Origin of the sequence: Microseira sp. BLCC-F43, assembly GCF_041929235.1 — a bacterium.
Classification (GTDB): domain Bacteria; phylum Cyanobacteriota; class Cyanobacteriia; order Cyanobacteriales; family Aerosakkonemataceae; genus Microseira.
This window is the reverse complement of the sequence record NZ_JBHFNP010000057.1, coordinates 105011-121371: the sequence shown is the minus strand read 5'-3', so window position 1 is coordinate 121371 and position 16361 is coordinate 105011. Positions and strand designations below refer to the sequence as shown.

At 42.9% G+C, this 16361-nt stretch carries 20 protein-coding genes; 13 read left to right on the top strand and 7 right to left on the bottom strand.

Annotated elements, in window-relative coordinates:
- Positions 1-282: 282 nt before the first annotated feature.
- Positions 283-789: a hypothetical protein gene (locus ACE1CM_RS10025; protein WP_374877276.1), complete on the bottom strand. Its 507-nt coding sequence runs from the start codon at positions 787-789 to the stop codon at positions 283-285.
- Positions 790-1383: 594 nt separating this feature from the next.
- On the opposite strand from ACE1CM_RS10025, the gene ACE1CM_RS10020 reads away from it, so the two are divergent.
- The 3 genes from ACE1CM_RS10020 (at position 1384) to ACE1CM_RS10010 (ending at position 4646) form a co-directional block, all read left to right on the top strand.
- A complete protein-coding gene (locus ACE1CM_RS10020) occupies positions 1384-3243 on the top strand; it encodes a dynamin family protein (protein WP_374877275.1) in 1860 nt (619 codons plus the stop codon).
- Between the two features lie 42 nt (positions 3244-3285).
- Positions 3286-4314, top strand: a complete 1029-nt coding sequence (locus ACE1CM_RS10015) for a S1 RNA-binding domain-containing protein (protein ID WP_374877274.1) — start codon at positions 3286-3288, stop codon at positions 4312-4314.
- Between the two features lie 77 nt (positions 4315-4391).
- Positions 4392-4646: an HNH endonuclease gene (locus tag ACE1CM_RS10010; protein ID WP_374877273.1), complete on the top strand. Its 255-nt coding sequence runs from the start codon at positions 4392-4394 to the stop codon at positions 4644-4646.
- 14 nt (positions 4647-4660) lie between these two features.
- Here ACE1CM_RS10010 and ACE1CM_RS10005 read toward each other — a convergent pair whose 3' ends face one another.
- A complete protein-coding gene (locus tag ACE1CM_RS10005; protein ID WP_374877272.1) occupies positions 4661-5380 on the bottom strand; it encodes a hypothetical protein in 720 nt (239 codons plus the stop codon).
- A 160-nt stretch (positions 5381-5540) separates the two neighbouring features.
- Positions 5541-5753 carry a hypothetical protein gene (locus ACE1CM_RS10000; protein WP_374877271.1) on the bottom strand — a complete coding sequence of 71 codons (213 nt, stop codon included), beginning with the start codon at positions 5751-5753 and terminating at the stop codon, positions 5541-5543.
- A 330-nt stretch (positions 5754-6083) separates the two neighbouring features.
- On the opposite strand from ACE1CM_RS10000, the gene ACE1CM_RS09995 reads away from it, so the two are divergent.
- A complete protein-coding gene (locus ACE1CM_RS09995) occupies positions 6084-6617 on the top strand; it encodes a Uma2 family endonuclease (protein ID WP_374877270.1) in 534 nt (177 codons plus the stop codon).
- A 102-nt stretch (positions 6618-6719) separates the two neighbouring features.
- Here ACE1CM_RS09995 and ACE1CM_RS09990 read toward each other — a convergent pair whose 3' ends face one another.
- Positions 6720-7217 (bottom strand): siphovirus Gp157 family protein, encoded by a 498-nt coding sequence (locus tag ACE1CM_RS09990; RefSeq protein WP_374877269.1) that lies wholly within the window; start codon positions 7215-7217, stop codon positions 6720-6722.
- Positions 7218-7304: 87 nt separating this feature from the next.
- Complete coding sequence (locus ACE1CM_RS09985; RefSeq protein WP_374877267.1) at positions 7305-7619, bottom strand: hypothetical protein; 315 nt, start codon at positions 7617-7619, stop codon at positions 7305-7307.
- Here ACE1CM_RS09985 and ACE1CM_RS09980 point away from each other — a divergent pair.
- The 3 genes from ACE1CM_RS09980 to ACE1CM_RS09970 all read left to right on the top strand — a co-directional run bounded on the left by ACE1CM_RS09980 (position 7618) and on the right by ACE1CM_RS09970 (position 8874).
- A complete protein-coding gene (locus tag ACE1CM_RS09980) occupies positions 7618-8097 on the top strand; it encodes a hypothetical protein (RefSeq protein WP_374877265.1) in 480 nt (159 codons plus the stop codon). The genes ACE1CM_RS09985 and ACE1CM_RS09980 overlap by 2 nt on opposite strands.
- Before the next feature lie 91 nt (positions 8098-8188).
- Complete coding sequence (locus ACE1CM_RS09975; RefSeq protein ID WP_374877264.1) at positions 8189-8464, top strand: hypothetical protein; 276 nt, start codon at positions 8189-8191, stop codon at positions 8462-8464.
- Positions 8461-8874: a type II toxin-antitoxin system VapC family toxin gene (locus ACE1CM_RS09970; protein ID WP_374877263.1), complete on the top strand. Its 414-nt coding sequence runs from the start codon at positions 8461-8463 to the stop codon at positions 8872-8874. The genes ACE1CM_RS09975 and ACE1CM_RS09970 overlap by 4 nt, the downstream gene beginning before the upstream one ends.
- Before the next feature lie 33 nt (positions 8875-8907).
- On the opposite strand, the gene ACE1CM_RS09965 is transcribed toward ACE1CM_RS09970, so the two are convergent.
- Together ACE1CM_RS09965 and ACE1CM_RS09960 are read right to left on the bottom strand one after the other, a co-directional pair.
- Positions 8908-9588 (bottom strand): hypothetical protein, encoded by a 681-nt coding sequence (locus tag ACE1CM_RS09965; RefSeq protein WP_374877262.1) that lies wholly within the window; start codon positions 9586-9588, stop codon positions 8908-8910.
- A 73-nt stretch (positions 9589-9661) separates the two neighbouring features.
- The gene (locus ACE1CM_RS09960) at positions 9662-9970 is read right to left on the bottom strand and encodes a hypothetical protein (RefSeq protein WP_374877260.1); all 309 of its coding nucleotides are present in this window, start codon (positions 9968-9970) and stop codon (positions 9662-9664) included.
- A 64-nt stretch (positions 9971-10034) separates the two neighbouring features.
- On the opposite strand from ACE1CM_RS09960, the gene ACE1CM_RS09955 reads away from it, so the two are divergent.
- The 6 genes from ACE1CM_RS09955 to ACE1CM_RS09930 are packed head-to-tail and all read left to right on the top strand — an operon-like array spanning position 10035 to position 16277.
- Positions 10035-11066 carry a hypothetical protein gene (locus ACE1CM_RS09955; protein ID WP_374877258.1) on the top strand — a complete coding sequence of 344 codons (1032 nt, stop codon included), beginning with the start codon at positions 10035-10037 and terminating at the stop codon, positions 11064-11066.
- Between the two features lie 52 nt (positions 11067-11118).
- Positions 11119-12630 carry a hypothetical protein gene (locus ACE1CM_RS09950; RefSeq protein WP_374877257.1) on the top strand — a complete coding sequence of 504 codons (1512 nt, stop codon included), beginning with the start codon at positions 11119-11121 and terminating at the stop codon, positions 12628-12630.
- A complete protein-coding gene (locus tag ACE1CM_RS09945) occupies positions 12620-13882 on the top strand; it encodes a type III-B CRISPR-associated protein Cas10/Cmr2 (protein ID WP_374877255.1) in 1263 nt (420 codons plus the stop codon). Before ACE1CM_RS09950 ends, ACE1CM_RS09945 begins: the two co-directional genes overlap by 11 nt.
- Positions 13797-14510, top strand: coding sequence for a hypothetical protein (locus tag ACE1CM_RS09940; RefSeq protein WP_374877254.1), 714 nt, complete (start codon positions 13797-13799; stop codon positions 14508-14510). Before ACE1CM_RS09945 ends, ACE1CM_RS09940 begins: the two co-directional genes overlap by 86 nt.
- A complete protein-coding gene (locus ACE1CM_RS09935; protein WP_374877253.1) occupies positions 14507-15511 on the top strand; it encodes a type III-B CRISPR module-associated Cmr3 family protein in 1005 nt (334 codons plus the stop codon). Before ACE1CM_RS09940 ends, ACE1CM_RS09935 begins: the two co-directional genes overlap by 4 nt.
- On the top strand, positions 15501-16277 hold the full coding sequence (locus ACE1CM_RS09930; RefSeq protein ID WP_374877252.1) for an RAMP superfamily CRISPR-associated protein: 777 nt from the start codon (positions 15501-15503) through the stop codon (positions 16275-16277). The genes ACE1CM_RS09935 and ACE1CM_RS09930 overlap by 11 nt, the downstream gene beginning before the upstream one ends.
- The last annotated feature ends 84 nt before the right edge of the window (positions 16278-16361 follow it).

The following is a 16361-nucleotide window of genomic DNA, read 5'->3' as shown; positions in this document are numbered from 1 at the left end:
TTTCGTGAGGCCCGGTAGGTGACCTATCAACTAATTCTCCGTCAGCGAGTTCATAGCGGGGATTGTCACGATATTGCTCCAAAAATGTTTCAAAACTTAGGAGCTTTTGCGCGGCGTAAGCCATTGGGAAACTCTCAAATTATCTGTGAATATATTAAACTTATCCAAGCTGTAAATTCAGTTGCGATCGCTTTAATATTAGCATATATTTTTACTTTTAAAAACAATAGCTATCTGCTACTTAAGACAAAAACTACCTGACAAATGCCAGGTAGTTTTTCCTTACTTCTCTGCCCAAGAGTGACAAATTAAACTTGATTTTGGCTCACCCTCATCCACCGGAATACAATGGATAAATTGCCTCATAGCAGAACGCATAGAACTTTGGATTGCAGCAGCCACATCTAGGGCATAATCGGAATTAGCTCGCGCATCCACTTCATCATGCGCCATATTCCCAATGTGCGCTTGCCAACAAGGGTGTTGGTCAAAGACCCAGATAATATTGCCCAAAGCCATCTTAATAATATCAGCTTCCGCCATTGTCCAGTAAGCTGCTGTCGCGTCTTTCCCAGTTACCCCAAGTAACTTACCCTCTCCAACGAGTTGAGGATACTTAGGAAGAAACACACCACGCCCTGTTAAACTACGCACATAGCCTAATCCAAACTTTGTGCGTTGGCAAATTTCTGATATCCCCAAAACAGGTTTCCAAAATCCCAGGTGAATAAGCTGTTGGTAAATGCGTTCTCGCTCTGGTGGCAAAAATCCTAAATCAATCAGCAGCACCTTAACACCGCACTTAATTGGAATTGCTATAGAAAGCAACCGAATTTATTGACTTTTTCCAATATTAGAGTATATTTGGAAAATAGGTACTATCTAGAATAACAATATTGGTATAATTTGACTGGTTGATGAGGGATTCGATTGTTCTTTTTGAGCTACTTTATCTTTCATTGATTTTCACGGAAATCGTTCTCAGCGTGTGGGTGCATTGATAATTAGGGCTAGTGCCGAGCGAGTGGGAATTGACCTGAAGGTTAGCCCCTATTGGCTCCGTCATTGTTATGAAACCCATGCAGGAGATCCCAGGGTGCGTTTGCACCTAAGCCAACGACGCTGGGTCATGCCTCGCTGACCACCACGAGCCGATATCTTGACGCTCGACCCAAGGACAACTCGGCGATGCACCGGGCGGTTTGATGGACACCTATAGCTGACGCCAAAGACGGACACGGCAACGGTTCCTTAAAGCGGTTGGTCTCAACCCGAAAAATTGATCGTAATTATTGGGAATTTTCTGGGAATCCTAGTACCAGGTTCCTGCTTTACCTTCGACTAACTCTGTAATTTTCCGCAAACTGGAGTGCTTTTGCCATAATGACCCAAGTCCCATCTCAATCTAAAAACCTGGAAGCTCATGTGAATTGTCTACTGCGGCTGTTAGATAAGGAGCCATCTTTGAGAGGGCAGCACGATACTGCCGCAATTAAGACTTCCCGTGATAAGGCAATTGACCCCAGGTTCGAGATTGTCTTTGCGGGGACTTACAGTGCTGGTAAGTCGATGCTGATAAATGCCTTATTAGGGCAAGACTTACTATACAGTAATACCCGTCATGCTACTGGCATCGAATGTTACATTGAGTATGCCAAGTCACCAGAAGAAGAACGAGACGTTCTCACGTTTCTTAGCGTATCGGAAATTCAGGAAGAGGTGAAGGACAGGTGTAAAGCCTTGAAACTGAAGCCAATTGACATTACTAAAGAGGGGGCAATTGAACAGCTTTTGCAAGAATGCCAACAAATCATTGACCAGGAGGGCGGGACAAAAAACACCGAGAAAGCAGAAGAAGCCAATGGATTAAAAGAATTACTGGATGGATTTAAGGCTAACCGCAAGTACATAGATCAATCTGAAAATCGTACTTATGAGATGGAGGAGTTAGGTCTTTCATCCAAAGATTCACATAATTACGCTCGTCGCGGAAGCAGTAGTGCTGTTCTCAAACGCATTGATTACTATCGTCATCATAAGTTGTTGGAGGATGGTAACGTTCTAGTTGACTTACCAGGGATTGATGCGCCTGTGCAAAGAGATGCACAATTGACCTATCGCAAAGTCGAAGACACTAATACCTCTGCGGTTGTCTGTGTCATGAAGGCCGATCAACAAGGGGAAACAGAAACAGCAGAGAAAAGGCTAATACAGGTAATGCGGGAAAACCCTGGAATTCGGGATCGCGTGTTTTATGTATTTAACCTTATTGATAAAACCTGGCGTAATCCCAAACTCGAACAAGACCTATCTGACCTGATTAGCACAAATTTTAATGATACACCCAGGGGAATTTATAAAACTAGCGCTTTGCTGGGTTTCTGGGCTTGTCAGATCAAAAATACAAGTGCAAGCGATCGCTGGGGACTAGATTCTATATTGGCTGATGAAACTGTAAAAAACTCAGATGGGGTTGAGGGAATTCCTCTATTTGTGAGGGAGTTTCTTGACTACTGCGATTCCGATAAGCTACCCGTTGATACATTCTCAGATATTGTATTACGTAAAAACAAAAGCAAAAACGAAAACTATTTAGAAGCTCTCAATAAGTATGGAACTACCATTATTGACCAGTTGCTTCTTGATAGTGGTATTCAGGAATTTAGTAATGCTATTACCCGCTACCTGACCGAGGAAAAGCGACCAGAATTATTTGCCAACCTAGCTAGCGATATTAGCGAACTCTGTAACGACTTGTGTAAATCTTACTTAGAACATCGCAGTCAGTGGAAAAATAAACCTGCAAATATTGCAGAAATAACAGAACGGGATTTGGCACAGCTCGAGAAAGAAGTATGGGAGATTGGTGAAGCCTTTTATAGACAAATAGAAGAAGAGATTCAATTATTGGTGATGGATACCTGCGAAGATTTTCAGCAAGATTTCAACAATCTTCACCAAAAGATGCAAGATAATCTCACCGATTTGATAGAAAAGTTTTCTATATTAGATGCCTTCGCTAATACCTGCCGCAATCATCGTCATGTCACAGCGCCATTAGTAGCCGTTTTGGGACAAGCCTTCTATGACATTGCCAATGGATTAGAGAATGTTCTGGTTAAGGAATCAGAAACTTTGATTGCTAGTTTTTTCCAACGCTTGATTAAGCGAGTACGCAAGCAAAAATACTACCGTCAAATTTGTAATTTGTTGTTAGGTGATGATTGTAAAATTGTACAATAGTTACAGGATATAGAAAAAATCATCATCGAGGGAGTGAAGGTTTTGGCGAGTGCAGAATGTGTATTCTATATCATAGAAAGCCCAGAGCTTTATGATTACGAAGATAGCGTTTGGCTCTATCAGTTCCGTGAAACTTTGCAAGAAGCATCTAACAGCCGAGATGTCAAACGCATGGTGGAAGCAGAAGAATCTATACGTCAACTGCTAGAGATTGATTTTCAATCTAAATTTAAACAAACAATAGAAGTTAGTTTTGGGTCAAAAATAATCAAAATGCTGAATAAATATCTGTTGTCAATGGCTGAAAATAAACGGCAATTGATTTGGCAGCAGTCCGCTCGCGCTCGCGACAACAAACGGCAAACGATAGAAAAAGAGGCTGAAGCGAAAATCGACGAGCGTAAGCGGAAGTTGGGAGAAGTTGAGCTAAAAATTGCCGAATATAACCAAGCAGTTGAAGGTATCAATAGCTACTTAGAGGCAATGAAATTAGATGACTGTAAGCTGCCCAAGATACTTGAAGATAATTCGAGTATCACTCCATTTTTCACTGACGTAAATTCTGTAGAGTCAAATAACATCCCACCAGAATCGGCTTCCAGTTTGGACTCAGAAAATGATTCGAGTGCTACACAAAGTTATAGTGAGACAAATCCTGTAGAGTCAGATGACAGCCCAAAACCTGGAGTGAGTCCCGATCCGCTACTGCGACCTAATTACCCGGCGGCTCAATCCGAAAGTTCCAAAAAATTAGAGAGGGGACAACTTGTGGAAGCCCAAATAACAGGGTTCCAGCCCTATGGTGTATTTGTTGATGTAAAAGGTACTAAAGGCTTACTCCATATCAGTAATGTGAGCCAAGGCCATATTGAATCTCTTGAAGACCTGTTTGAAATTGGTCAGTTGATCAAGGCGCTGATTGTTAACCCGGATGATGGTAAGATTGGAATGTCTCTGTCTACTAAGGTTTTGGAAAATTATAAGGGGGAGATCCTGGAAAATATGGAGCAAGTGATGGCTAATGCAGAGGAGCGTGCCAAGGGAGCGCGTAGAAAACTGCCCAAGTCATAACCATTTGTGCGGTGTATTGGCAATATTCTCCTACAGAACGAGCCTGGAAGTGTGTGATTTTATAATCTCTACTAAAAATGTATTTGAAGAGAAAAACTCCGCGAATTTTAATTCCACCAAAGGTGAGGAAACTTGTTTTTGATCGCGATGGAAATTGCTGCAAAAGCTGCGGCAAGACTGACCAAGAGACTAATCTTACGATCGATCACATCATTCCCTTAGCTCTTGGAGGCTCAAATGACATCAGCAATCTGCAAACCCTTTGCCTCGATTGCAATAGGCGAAAAAAAGACCGCCTTGACCCCCGGTTCAAGCGTCGATTCAGCAGATGAAAATGTACGTAAATCTAATTAGGTATTCCAAAATCATTAAATGATTTTTCAATCTGTTCCATAGCCAGAGATTCGCAATCACTGTCTAATCCTTGTTTTTCGTGTCTACACTTTAACTGAGAGATCCGTTGATATTCAACCTTCAATCTAGATACACAATTCTTGAAAATAACTTCATTTATAACAACTTCTCGATTCAGGTTCATTGCATTTGAATAGCCCTCAATCCAATAGGAGCGAATCGTTATTAACGCTAGCTGTATATCTCCACGATCATCCTGTTTCAGAGAACAGATATAATCAAAAAACTGATTAACCCGATTCAGGTATAAAACAATTCCTCCCGCAATGTCTAGAGCGTAAATTTCTGTTTTATTCAGGAGGTTTCGGTAATCGAATTCCATCTCTGGCTTACATTTTTCGCAATAATTTTTGACTGATTCAAGACTTGCTGTATTGTTGTTTACGGACATGAGCTTCCCTTCAATCGTAAATAGACGATTCACCTGGTTATCGATAATAGTAGTCAGGAAAGTTGCTATCTTCTTCTGTTCCTGTTTCCTCCCGCTTCTTGCGAGTAACCACTGGGAAGATATTGTAATCAAGCTACCAGCTATAGTAAATGCTAACCTATCTTTAAATAGCAGGATATATAAGAATACAAGAACAACTATTAAAATAATCAATTCCCGAAGCATAACAACAAACTTTTCAATATCAATATTCCCAATCATTGCTCAATCTCCAATTGCTTTATAACATATTTTAACTAATCCGCAAGGAATCTGCCAAGAAAAAGCGATCGCTTCATAACTGACATCCCACTTGGCATAAAATTCACGGGGTGTCATTCCCAACTGGCATTGGCTATAAAGCCAGATCAAATTATGTTCTCTATCTGTCAAAGTCCGGGGTTTCTTCATTATCAAATTTCTCCAATTCTTCTTCCCAAGCCGTATCAAATTGACACCAGGCTGCACTTTTTGAATTGGGAGCGAGCCAAATCAAGTAACACCACATCCAACAGCGTTGATGGGGTTCGTAGTTGTAAAAATTACCGATAACTTTCCCCCAATCTGCTTCTTCGTCAACGGAAATCCAGCGCAACTTATCGCCGTAATTAAAGCGCGGTGGATTTGCCTCCTCAAACGCGGGAAACTTAATTGATGGGAGTAAGTAATTAACTTATCTTAAGAGTAACTTTGAAATCAAATCTCCGGTTTTTTTCATAAGATTAGGTGGAGCATTGATTATTTCCACTTTTTTGCTTAAATCCTTCGACAAAAGCGCGTCATCGCCAAACAGTTTCTAAGTTTTTATACTTTTGTGGTCAAGCAGATACCATTGATTTTTTTAGCACCCACCAAGTGGATATCCAAATGCTGGTATGAGATATAATGATAGAGTTAAGCAAGATTTCATCCAAGAAATTTGAGTATGAACTCGGTTATAACAACCACGCTCGCAGAGTTTCTTTCTCAACCTAATATAGAAGCTTCCCCAGCCTGGGAATTAATCAACGGGGGTACAATTCAAAAACCAATGCCAACCCTGTTTCACTCGCGCCTACAGCGCAATCTGGTTAACTACATAAACCTTCATACTGAAAGGTTTGAAGCGGTGCAAGAGTTACGCTGTATCGTACCTCCCTTCTCGCCAGTACCAGATATTTCTGTCGTATTGCGCTCGCGCCTTCCCCAAGAAGATGGGCCTTTGAATGGAGCGCCAGATTGGTTAATTGAGATTCGTTCCCCCGATCAAAGTACCCTAGATTTACAAAATAAGATTCTTCATTGCCTCAGCAATGGGATGCAACTTGCTTGGTTGATCGATATAACTCGCCAACAGATTTGGGTTTGGCAAGGAGATGACCTGCCAAGTATCTATTCAGGAGAAGATATTTTGCCAACTTTGGGCGAGTTACCAGATCTGACAGTTAATGCAGTCATAGATATGACTCGCAGGCAATAAAAACCTTACGCTACCGACACAACCGGGCATGATATGATATCAAGTCCGGTTGCACGGGACTTGTATAGTAAGAGTGCGATCGCTCGCAATAACAGCAGCATGTTAAGTAAAGCGAAGATGCTTGCCTCTTGGCATTAGTTTGGCAATCAAACGACCGTTATTATCATGAATTTCTCCCGTATTAGAAGCAATCGCATCTTCTCTGATTTGCTCAGTATCCAGTGTTGGCACAAGTTTCACATAACAACGAGGAAATTCTTCAGCTTTTAGTTCTGGGTTAATCCATACTTGAGGTTTTCCACCATTATTACAAAGAGATACTTTGCTCAGTTTTCCCTCTAGCTTGCGTCCTCGTTCACCTAACTGTTCTACACGGCGTTCCATGAATCCTAGAAGCTTGTCTGTGAGCCATGCGATCGCCGCTGTATCATGTTTGGCTAAATCTGCAATGCGTTTAGCTTCTGATTGTCGGAAGTCGCGATTAGCTTTGAGCCAATTAATGCGCGCAACATACCCATCAATCTTTTTCTCGATCTTAGGTTCCAACTCCTCAAAAACTGCTTCGGCTGCTGCTTTATCTTTTGGGCTTTCCGAACCCAAATATTGAGTTATAAGTTACAATTGTTGCTCTAACTCATCGAGGGTTTCTCTGACTGTTTGAATTGGCGTAGTTGTCATAGTGAATAGCTATTTTCCTTTGCGATTGTTGGACGAAGCCAGCACAGGTTTTTCAGAATCTTCTGAAGCAGGGAGAGTAGGGGCGCTGCCATTGATAGCAGCCTCTATTACATCAGCACCCGATTCTTTAGCTAGCATAGCTAGCCATATTTCTACTTGTGCATCGGTGAGATTTGGAGTAGTACGACGAATTTCTTGGGATTTTATTAATTTCCACACAGCTAAAGCTTCATTAGGTGGAGCTTGCTGGATTGCTTGTCGGATGGAACGAATCAGTTTCTCAGTAGCACGACGCAGTTTAGTTTCGTTATCGGTAGAACGCATGGCAGAAATGTATTTTGATTCACTTTTGGTTGGCGCGTCAGCGCTGGATGAAGAAAAATTTGGTGGTAACAAGGCTGTATATAACACAACCTTGTTAACTTGGAATATGGAAAATCAACAAACAACTTATGGTTGTTGGTTTAGTTGTAATAAAATTAGTTCCGTCGGACATTGCCAGATTTTGCATTCCCAAGCATACTGGGATAGCCGTTGGCTTTCTCTGACTATCGCCGCCGATACTTGCGAGCGGTGTTGTACCATAAATTGGTCTGCTTTCTCTTTGGAATCAAAGCCGAAGTACGATGTTTTCCTATTTCCTTTTGGGTCGGTGATAGTGGCGATAGATTTGGAGACAATATTGAGATGCCAGCCATCTCCTAGAGGAACCTTTTGGCAGGTGATTTTAGTCAAGGAAGTCATGGTTCGTCTGCAATCTAATATTTCTACTTCGGGAACGGATGCGATCGCGATCTTGTAGATTGGGTTGAGGCAACAAAACCCAACATTATCGCCAGCTCAAAGTTTCATAAAACGGTAAAATGGAGAAAGCTTAGCTAAAGGTAGCGGTGATGACATTGCGATCAATTACTCTGATGCTGCCGAATGAGCTGATAACCCAGCTTCAGCAGTTGGTGACGGATAGCCCTGATGCGCTGCACCAATTTGTCATTCAGGCGATCGAACACGAACTTCAGCGCCGTCAGCGCGTCAGCCGCCAGCAAGCATTCTGGGCTAAGGTGGAAACCATTCGGGCGCAGATGACGACAGAGGGGATTGAGGTGAACCCGGACGAGATTTGGGGAAATGTGCGCGATCGCTCTCCGGGTCGTGAGGTTGTATTGTGAGTCGATACCTAATCGATACCAACGTTCTGTCTGAACCCCTCAGACCTCTGCCTCATCCCTTAACGATTGAGCGGTTGCGGCTGCATACTGATGAAATCGCCATTGCTTCAGTGACGTGGCATGAAATCCGTTATGGGTGTCTGCGCTTGCCAGTCTCTCGAAGACGCGAACAGATCGAACAGTATCTCCTGGAAGTGCAAGCCACATTCCCGATTTTGCCCTATGATGCAGCAGCCGCAGAGTGGCACGCCTCAGAACGATCGCGTCTTACGGCTTTGGGTCAGCCACCAGCGTATGCAGATGGACAGATTGCAGCGATCGCGCGTACCAACGATTTAATTTTAGTGACTCACAATGTCTCTGATTTTGCAGGGTTCCAAGACTTGCAGATTGAGGATTGGTTTGTTTAACGACCGTGAAAAGCGTGGGCGACTTCATTGCAATCAAATTTCAACTTCTGGAATTGAATCGATATAGTCTTTCAACGAGATTTTTCCCCGTAAAAGTTGGAGCGTAGAATCGTTAAGGTTAGTATCGATTGCTTTGGTTGCTTGGAAAAGTTTGGAAATAGTTTGAGCCAGTCGGCTCTTAAATGCGCGATAGCACGAGCTATTGTAGTGTAGGGAAACCTTAATGGGGTCAGATATCTCATTGAGAAACCAATAGGTTAATCTAATTTGCTCCGGTAGATAGGAATCAGTTTGTGTAATTAGAAACAAATCGAGTTGAGTTCTCCAGTCTGCGGCGATTGTTTCCAAGTTCGGCATAGGTCGTGCCGTCCAGTTAACAATCTCAGCTTGCTCGTAACGATAGATAATCAGGTCAAAATTCGACTGGAGAACAACATTTTCAAAGGTACATTCACAACAATAGTTGAACGCTTTCCAGGTGTTAGGTTCTTCAGTCCATATTTCTGGAGCTAAGGATTTGAGTTGGGAGAACCATTGCGCTAGCGTTTTATTGCTTTCCAAAAGTTCCGCAATGGGTAAACCCATTAAGGACTGCTGCATCACTAGATGAAATTGTTCTCCCAAATGTCGAGATTGAATCATCTCCTTTGTGTCAATTTCGTGAATCAATCCAGGATTTTCAAGGCGTGACAAGTCTTCTGCATTGAGAACCATTGCTAGGTTTTGTAGCGTATTAGGAAGGGTAACAGTGGAAATGAGTTGCACATAGCCCCAGAGCGGCTATGTTTTAACTGCCAGGTTTCAAGCGGCAAAGTTTGTCAAACAAAGCAGTAGGAAGACAATCAATATCAGAGGTTTGCGGGACATAAATTAAGACAGTTAAAGTCAGCTGACTGCTACTCAAGCTTTTCAACAAACTTCTAACTGTCCGATACTCTACTTTTTGAGAAAAATCCAGATAAAGTATTAAGGTTGACGCCACCGAACTAAAAATTTGTTCGAGCCAGACTTCGTTGGTTGTTTGTAAGGAAAAACGCGGATAATTGCCATTCCATACAGGTCTTTTAAAACAATTGGCGAGGGTTTGGATACTCACCTGCTTTTTTGGTAGATTCTTGAAGAACTCTGGGTGATTGGTAGCACAGCCGATCTCCAACGAGGTGAGCAAGTGGCTGGACTTTCTGCACCACTTCCGGTTTGTACGGGGACAGCGCGGTGTCAAGGTTCAGGCACGGCAACGTACATTTGATCCATCTACTGGGCAGCACCAGTACATCGACTTTTTCCCGGAACCTGCGAAATTTGGGGTTGAACATCCTGAAGGAATCGGCTTATTTGACAAGTTACTAGCTGCTTTGCTCAACACTGGAGCAACGAAGGGAGATTTGCAACCGTGGTGGCAAGAAGTCTTTGTGCCAGGACAAATGCTCCCATTTACGGCAATATTTACAGACGGCTTGCCGGAAGACAAGCAGCTTCACTTGCTGTACAAACTTCGTAATTTCTTCAACACCGCTCAAGGCAATCACCCGGCATCGTGTGATTTACAACCCGATCATTCTGCTTTGTTGCCTTATGTCGAAAAACAGTGGTTTTTGATGTCGTTGGAAGGCGGTGCTTTCCTCGCTGGGGATGCTCGCAAGACCGATTTCTTTCGCCAAACTCTTCCCCATCATCTACGAAATGAATATTTTCTGCTGTTTCTGTTAGCACTGCATCAACGGTTTACCTTGATGATGCTGTCTGAAAAAGTCACCCATAATTGGGTTATTGCTGACAAAACTAACTGCGACAAAGAGCGAGAAAAAGTTTTTCAAGAAATCCGCGACCAGTTGCTTTTGTTCACCGCAAGGGGTTATTTTGCCCAAACCATGCAACGGGAACACCATCACCGCTGCTATCTCAAGTGGCAAGAGGTGTTTCAGGTAGAGCGGTTGTACCAAGAAGTCAGCGATGAAGTGCGAGAAATGCACGAATACTCGATGATGCGGCAGAGTCAACGGGTTGAAGAACGCATCAACCTGGTGGGTGCTTTTATTGGGATTCCTGCGTTAATTATCGGGTTTCTTGGTATAAATTTGCAGGGCATTACATCGGACGATGGCATGGCATTGTGGCTGGCACTGCTAATAGGACTGGGTGGAGGAATCGGACTGAGTTTGCTGGTTTGGCGGTGGTTGAATAAATCATGATTGATTTCAGTTGTAATTGAGAGTAAGCAGTTGATTTTAACCGCTCAATTTTATGACTCATTTAATTTGGCAATTCTTAGGAAACAGCGACATTTTAGTCAGCGATAGTGGGGGTACAGTTAGTGGATATCAAAAACTACAAAGTTGCTATTCAGAACAGGATATCCAAGACCAAGCTAAATGGAATGACGAAGATTTTAGCAATCAGTCTATAACCGTCAGTTTTCCATTGATAGAAAAACTAATTCATCAACTTGAAAATCAGCAAAAAATACCCAAAAACGATTTGTTATTCGCTTTTGTATTAACCAGTCAGGTCAAGTGGATGACAGCACGAAGTGAAACCGGAGAAGGATGGAATAATGTTGTTGCACTGGATGGGATTTGGTGGGAAAATATCTTATCACCGTGGCTGAAACAACAAAATATAAATTATTCTTTTATTACCCTTGATGTAGATCCGGATATCCGCAATGGGGCTGCTGATTGGGAAGGAATGGCAGCCGAAGTAGATGTTTTATTTGATAACCTTGTTAAAGTTGAAAATCAGCTAGTTTATTTTCAACCCCAAGAATTAGATAAAATTCAAATCTATAAAATTATTTGGCAGCACAGCAGCGGCACGCCAGCTTTAAGTAGCGCCATGTATCTTTGGGGCATCGAACAAAAACTAGCGGGAGTCAATGTTGAATTTGTTTATATTTCCGACCAAGAGGATGACTGTTCGCCTCATTCGAGCGATCGCTGGCAATGGCGATTAAAAGTGCCTCAAATTCGCGAACTCCTGAGTATTCAAGATTTTAGTGGGGCTTTGAGATTGTTAGATGAGGGGCATCCCAAGTATCAAGAATTAGCCAATTCTCTCTCTGATCTAGACAAATCAGTTTCTCTGAACCTTGAGGGACAAAACTTGGAAGGCAGAGATAGTATTATTGAACGCATTGGTATTGCGCTTTGGAGTGAAAAAGCTTTCCGCGATCGCAGTCAATGGATGCACTGGTATCTCAGAATCGCTGGGGCTTTTGAACTGGCTTTACTTCTGTTATTAGAAACGCAAGGAAATAACGATTATCAATGGCAGGGGCGGAAACTGATTTTTAGGAATGATAAGAAGAAGGGAGAAGTTGCGCGGTGCGGTATCAGTTTTATTGTGGATAAACTCTTAACGCAAGGGGTTTTGAATTATAAAGGTTACAATGACTCTTTGACTCACTTTGTTGCCAATTCGATTACTACCGAACCTCAATCCAAATGGGACGAATTTAAGAAATTTTATCTTCAGCATTGGGGACTGGAAACAATACCCAAAGAACAGTTGGGATTTAATTCATTAATAAATCGACTTTATCACAGTTTAATAGGAGATAGCATTGACAAACTTTTAGATCTAAAAACCCAAGAACTTAACAACCAAGTGACTGATGAAAACCATCCCTCACAAATAGCGATTAAATGGCTGGAATATATTATCCATTTAGCCGAGTTTCCGCTCAAGTCAATGCTAGTTCGCAAGCTTACCGCGATCGCGTCTCAGAAGTCGTACAAAACCTCTCATGAACCTTAAAGACTGGTTATCGAAACAAAGCCAACTGTATCTCAACCAAACTTTACCTGATGATACTCCTACAAAGTCGATTCATCCTGTCAGTGGTGAATGGCAGAATTCTCCATCCATGAATAGTAAATTCTGGTGGGGAGGTGGAGCAAGCGAGGAAGCGTGCAAACAAATTGAATTGGGTGAGAATGCTGCCGATCTAACTCAGGTTGCTGTAATAACTTTTGGCCCAGTACAAACCTTTTTAGGCGGCGGACAACGACTGAGGGATTGGGCGGTGGCATCTTGGTTATGTCATTACCTTTCAGCGGTTTTAATTTATCGCTGGGAAGAAGCAGGCGGTAAAGTTTTACTGCCATTGCATCAAAGTTCAGAATTAATCAATTGGTTGTGGGGAACTACGTCAGGAACGGAGAAATTTTGGCAGGCAGAACTGCCCAATGTGGTAACAGGATTGTATCCCGATGAACCCGATTGGCTGCAACGGCGGGAAGCTGTCATTAAGGATGAATGGCAGCGATTTTTGGCAGCATTGGAAGATTCTGCTATTGACCAAGACCCTCGATTATTAAACGGTCAAGGATGGCGCGTAATTCATTTAGACCATCAATATCTGTGGTCAGTTTATGCTGAATCAACATCGATCAACATGGCAACAGTTAGTGAAGATATTGATAAGTTGCACAAACGGATTGAATCGCGCAAGATTGGTCGCCAATGGCAAGGAACTTGGTGGGGAGGACGTACCAGTCCTAGGGATGGTTGTTTATCAATTTGGCATCCTGGTTTGCGACTGATTTATCAAGGGGGAACTTGGGGATTGCCCGATGACCAGATTAAGTCTTGGTGGGAGAGGGCGACTCAAGAAAGTAAGTTTCAAGGCTTATTTTCTCAAAGCGATCGCCTCAACAGTATCGAGTTAGTTAAGCGCTTAGCTTCCGTTCCAGAAATTATCGAACCAACGTTAGAACGATTGTGGGATAAAACCCCGCCGAATTGCCCTTGGGAACGATTTCCAGATCGCACCGCTGCTGCTGCTGCTTGGGTGACATCACAAATGCAAGAAAATCCAGATTTGCACGCACATTTGCGAAATCAATGGAATCAGAAATTGACGAATTTGGAAAAAGACTACTTTTCTCGAGCCAAGAAAAAGTCAAAATGGGGAATGCCACTTGCAGATCAAGCCGGGTTTCACCCATCACGGCAAGGTAATTTTTGCTGGCGGGGACGATTTTTTATTGTTAGGGCCTTTGACTGAAGCGATTTCTTTGACTACCAATTTACATCGACTTTGGACTGGAGAAGCTTCACCTTTAACTCAACCTCTAGAACCTGCTGTTGATGGGTGGGTGCAATACAATTCGCAAATTTACCCCGTGCCTGGGAAAAAAATGAATTTTAGCTTAGGCGTTGTAATTGCCCAACGACGAGTTCCCCAATCTCTCTGGCATCGCGGGTTAAATCAGGCGTATAAAGAAGCCAAAAATCAAGGGCGGAATCGGGTTTGTATCAAAGTTTTATTCAACAGCGGACAGTCTTTAGAGTGGGTGTGTCCTTGGCCTTTGTGGAATATGTTAATGTTCGTTGAACCTACAACCGTTGCTCAAACAGAATTGAATCGCTGGGAAAAATTACTTTCTTATTTAGAAAGTTCCCGCTTGCAGAATGTTTCTATCTTTACAGTTGGAGAATTGATTGAGACGTTGTGGGCAAGCGTAGGAATTCCTTTGAAATGGAATGACGTAATCGTGTGGAGAAGAGACTTTAACAAAGAAATTGAAAATTGGCAGTGGTGGATTAATTGGATTAGCCTGAGAGCATTTTTGGCTAGGCAAGATCGAGAACGTCAAAAATGGTTGCAATTAGTAACGGGAGGCAAGCGATGACTGGATGGTATACGATCGCGCCAGCAGGTGCGATCGCAATTGGCAACTTAACGCCAGTTGGTCAAAATAGCGGACAAGTGGGCTGTCGCTGGCCTCCGAACGGGCATCAGCTAGCGGCTTGTTTAAATTTACCCAAAGACTGCCAATTATGGGGGCCATTTTGGTATTCAGGGCGGGAAATGTACGTCACCTTACCCCTCCCGGTTTATTGCTTGGAATCTAAAACTCTTGAGTTACCTCAAGAGATTTTTCGGATGCAATGGCGAGACGAACAATGGCAGGTGCGACCAGAACATCAAGCTCAAGCCATTGAACTGATTGGTGGCAGATATTTAATTGCAGGAAAAACGCTGAAACAATTGTGGCAGCAGGGACAAATGAAAAACTCGCAATTGCAATTGCAAGAGTTACCCTGGCAAACGCTAACTTTAAGTCACAACAGCCGCGAGGATTATCAAGTTAAAGATGAGGGCGGTTTCTTTGCCGAAATGACCACCTTAATAAAGCCTGGATGGTCAATTTTAGTTAAGGTGATTGGCGAGTACGAGAAAGATAAACCAGATGACCAAAAAAACAAACCAAAATGGAGTTTTTTGGGGGCAGGGGCAACACCCGTTCTCATTTCCCCAGTCCGGGTGATAGATAGTTGGTTAACTGCCGAATGTTCTAACTCAACGGGGGCGGTTTTACTCACCGGGGCGTTGTGGCAACAGGGACATCGTAAAGTATCTTGTCCCGTTCCTTCCGTTCCGATTAAAGCTTACGCTGCTGAGACGGGTATTCCTTGGCAATCTTGGAAAAAGGTCAAACACCATGATGACTCCAATCGGCGGGTGCAAGTCTTAACTCCTGGGGAATGGATGACGCCTGCTGGGGCTGTGTATTTGTGGGAAGGAACAGCACCTTTAAAACAATCAGAACCTTTACCAGATTCGCACCATCGGCATGTTTTGGGTTACGGACATTTGTGGTTATTTGAGGATAAATTAGATGGCAATTGAGTGGTTAATTTGTCGAGAACCCGTTCATATTGGTGGGGTAGATAGTAGCAGTCGTGGGAATAATAATCCCATTTTTCGGTTAAGCGATCGCACTCCCGCTATTCCCGGTAGTTCTTTGCGAGGCGCACTGCGCGAAGGTGCCAAGAATCAAGCAAACTATCAAGCACTGGTGAAAAATTGGTTTGGGGGTGAGGATAGCGATATCTCCCCTGGCTATATTTCTTTGGGTTGGGGATGGCCTGTATGGTGGCCCGTTCACGTTTTGGGTTATGGTAATTGGTGGGTAAGTTGTCCAACCTGGTTAAACCGATTTCGACAATTATCTGGTCAGCCAGCTATCAATGCAGCGACAGATAAAGTTTACATCACAGAACCTGAACTAAAGAATAAAACTGTTTATTTGCGTTGGATCAAACTGACGAACGTACAGCATTACCAAGGCGATTTACCTGCTCCCGCCGATGTACCCAAAGACAGACGAATTATTCTCCCAGATCCGAGGATTAACTTGATAGTTGATATGGGTTTAGTGCGCCAACCAAGAGTCAGTCTTAACGATGAGCCAGATCAAAGAGGTAATTTAGTTAATCACCTATTTTCCGTCGAAGGATTTCCACCGGGAGCAGTGTTTTTGATAACTTGGACAACGCGGGGAGATGTTCAAGATTTGCCGAAGTGGAATCAATTTCTGATCGGCGGCGAACATTACTTGGGTGGGTTGTGGAGTGTTGGCTATGGGCGGATATCTATTGCTCATATTAATTAGTTAGGAGTTAATTATGACCGTCAGTCTCTCTCTGTAGGGTGTGTTAGCGATAGCGTAACGCACCATTCTACTAATTATGTTGCT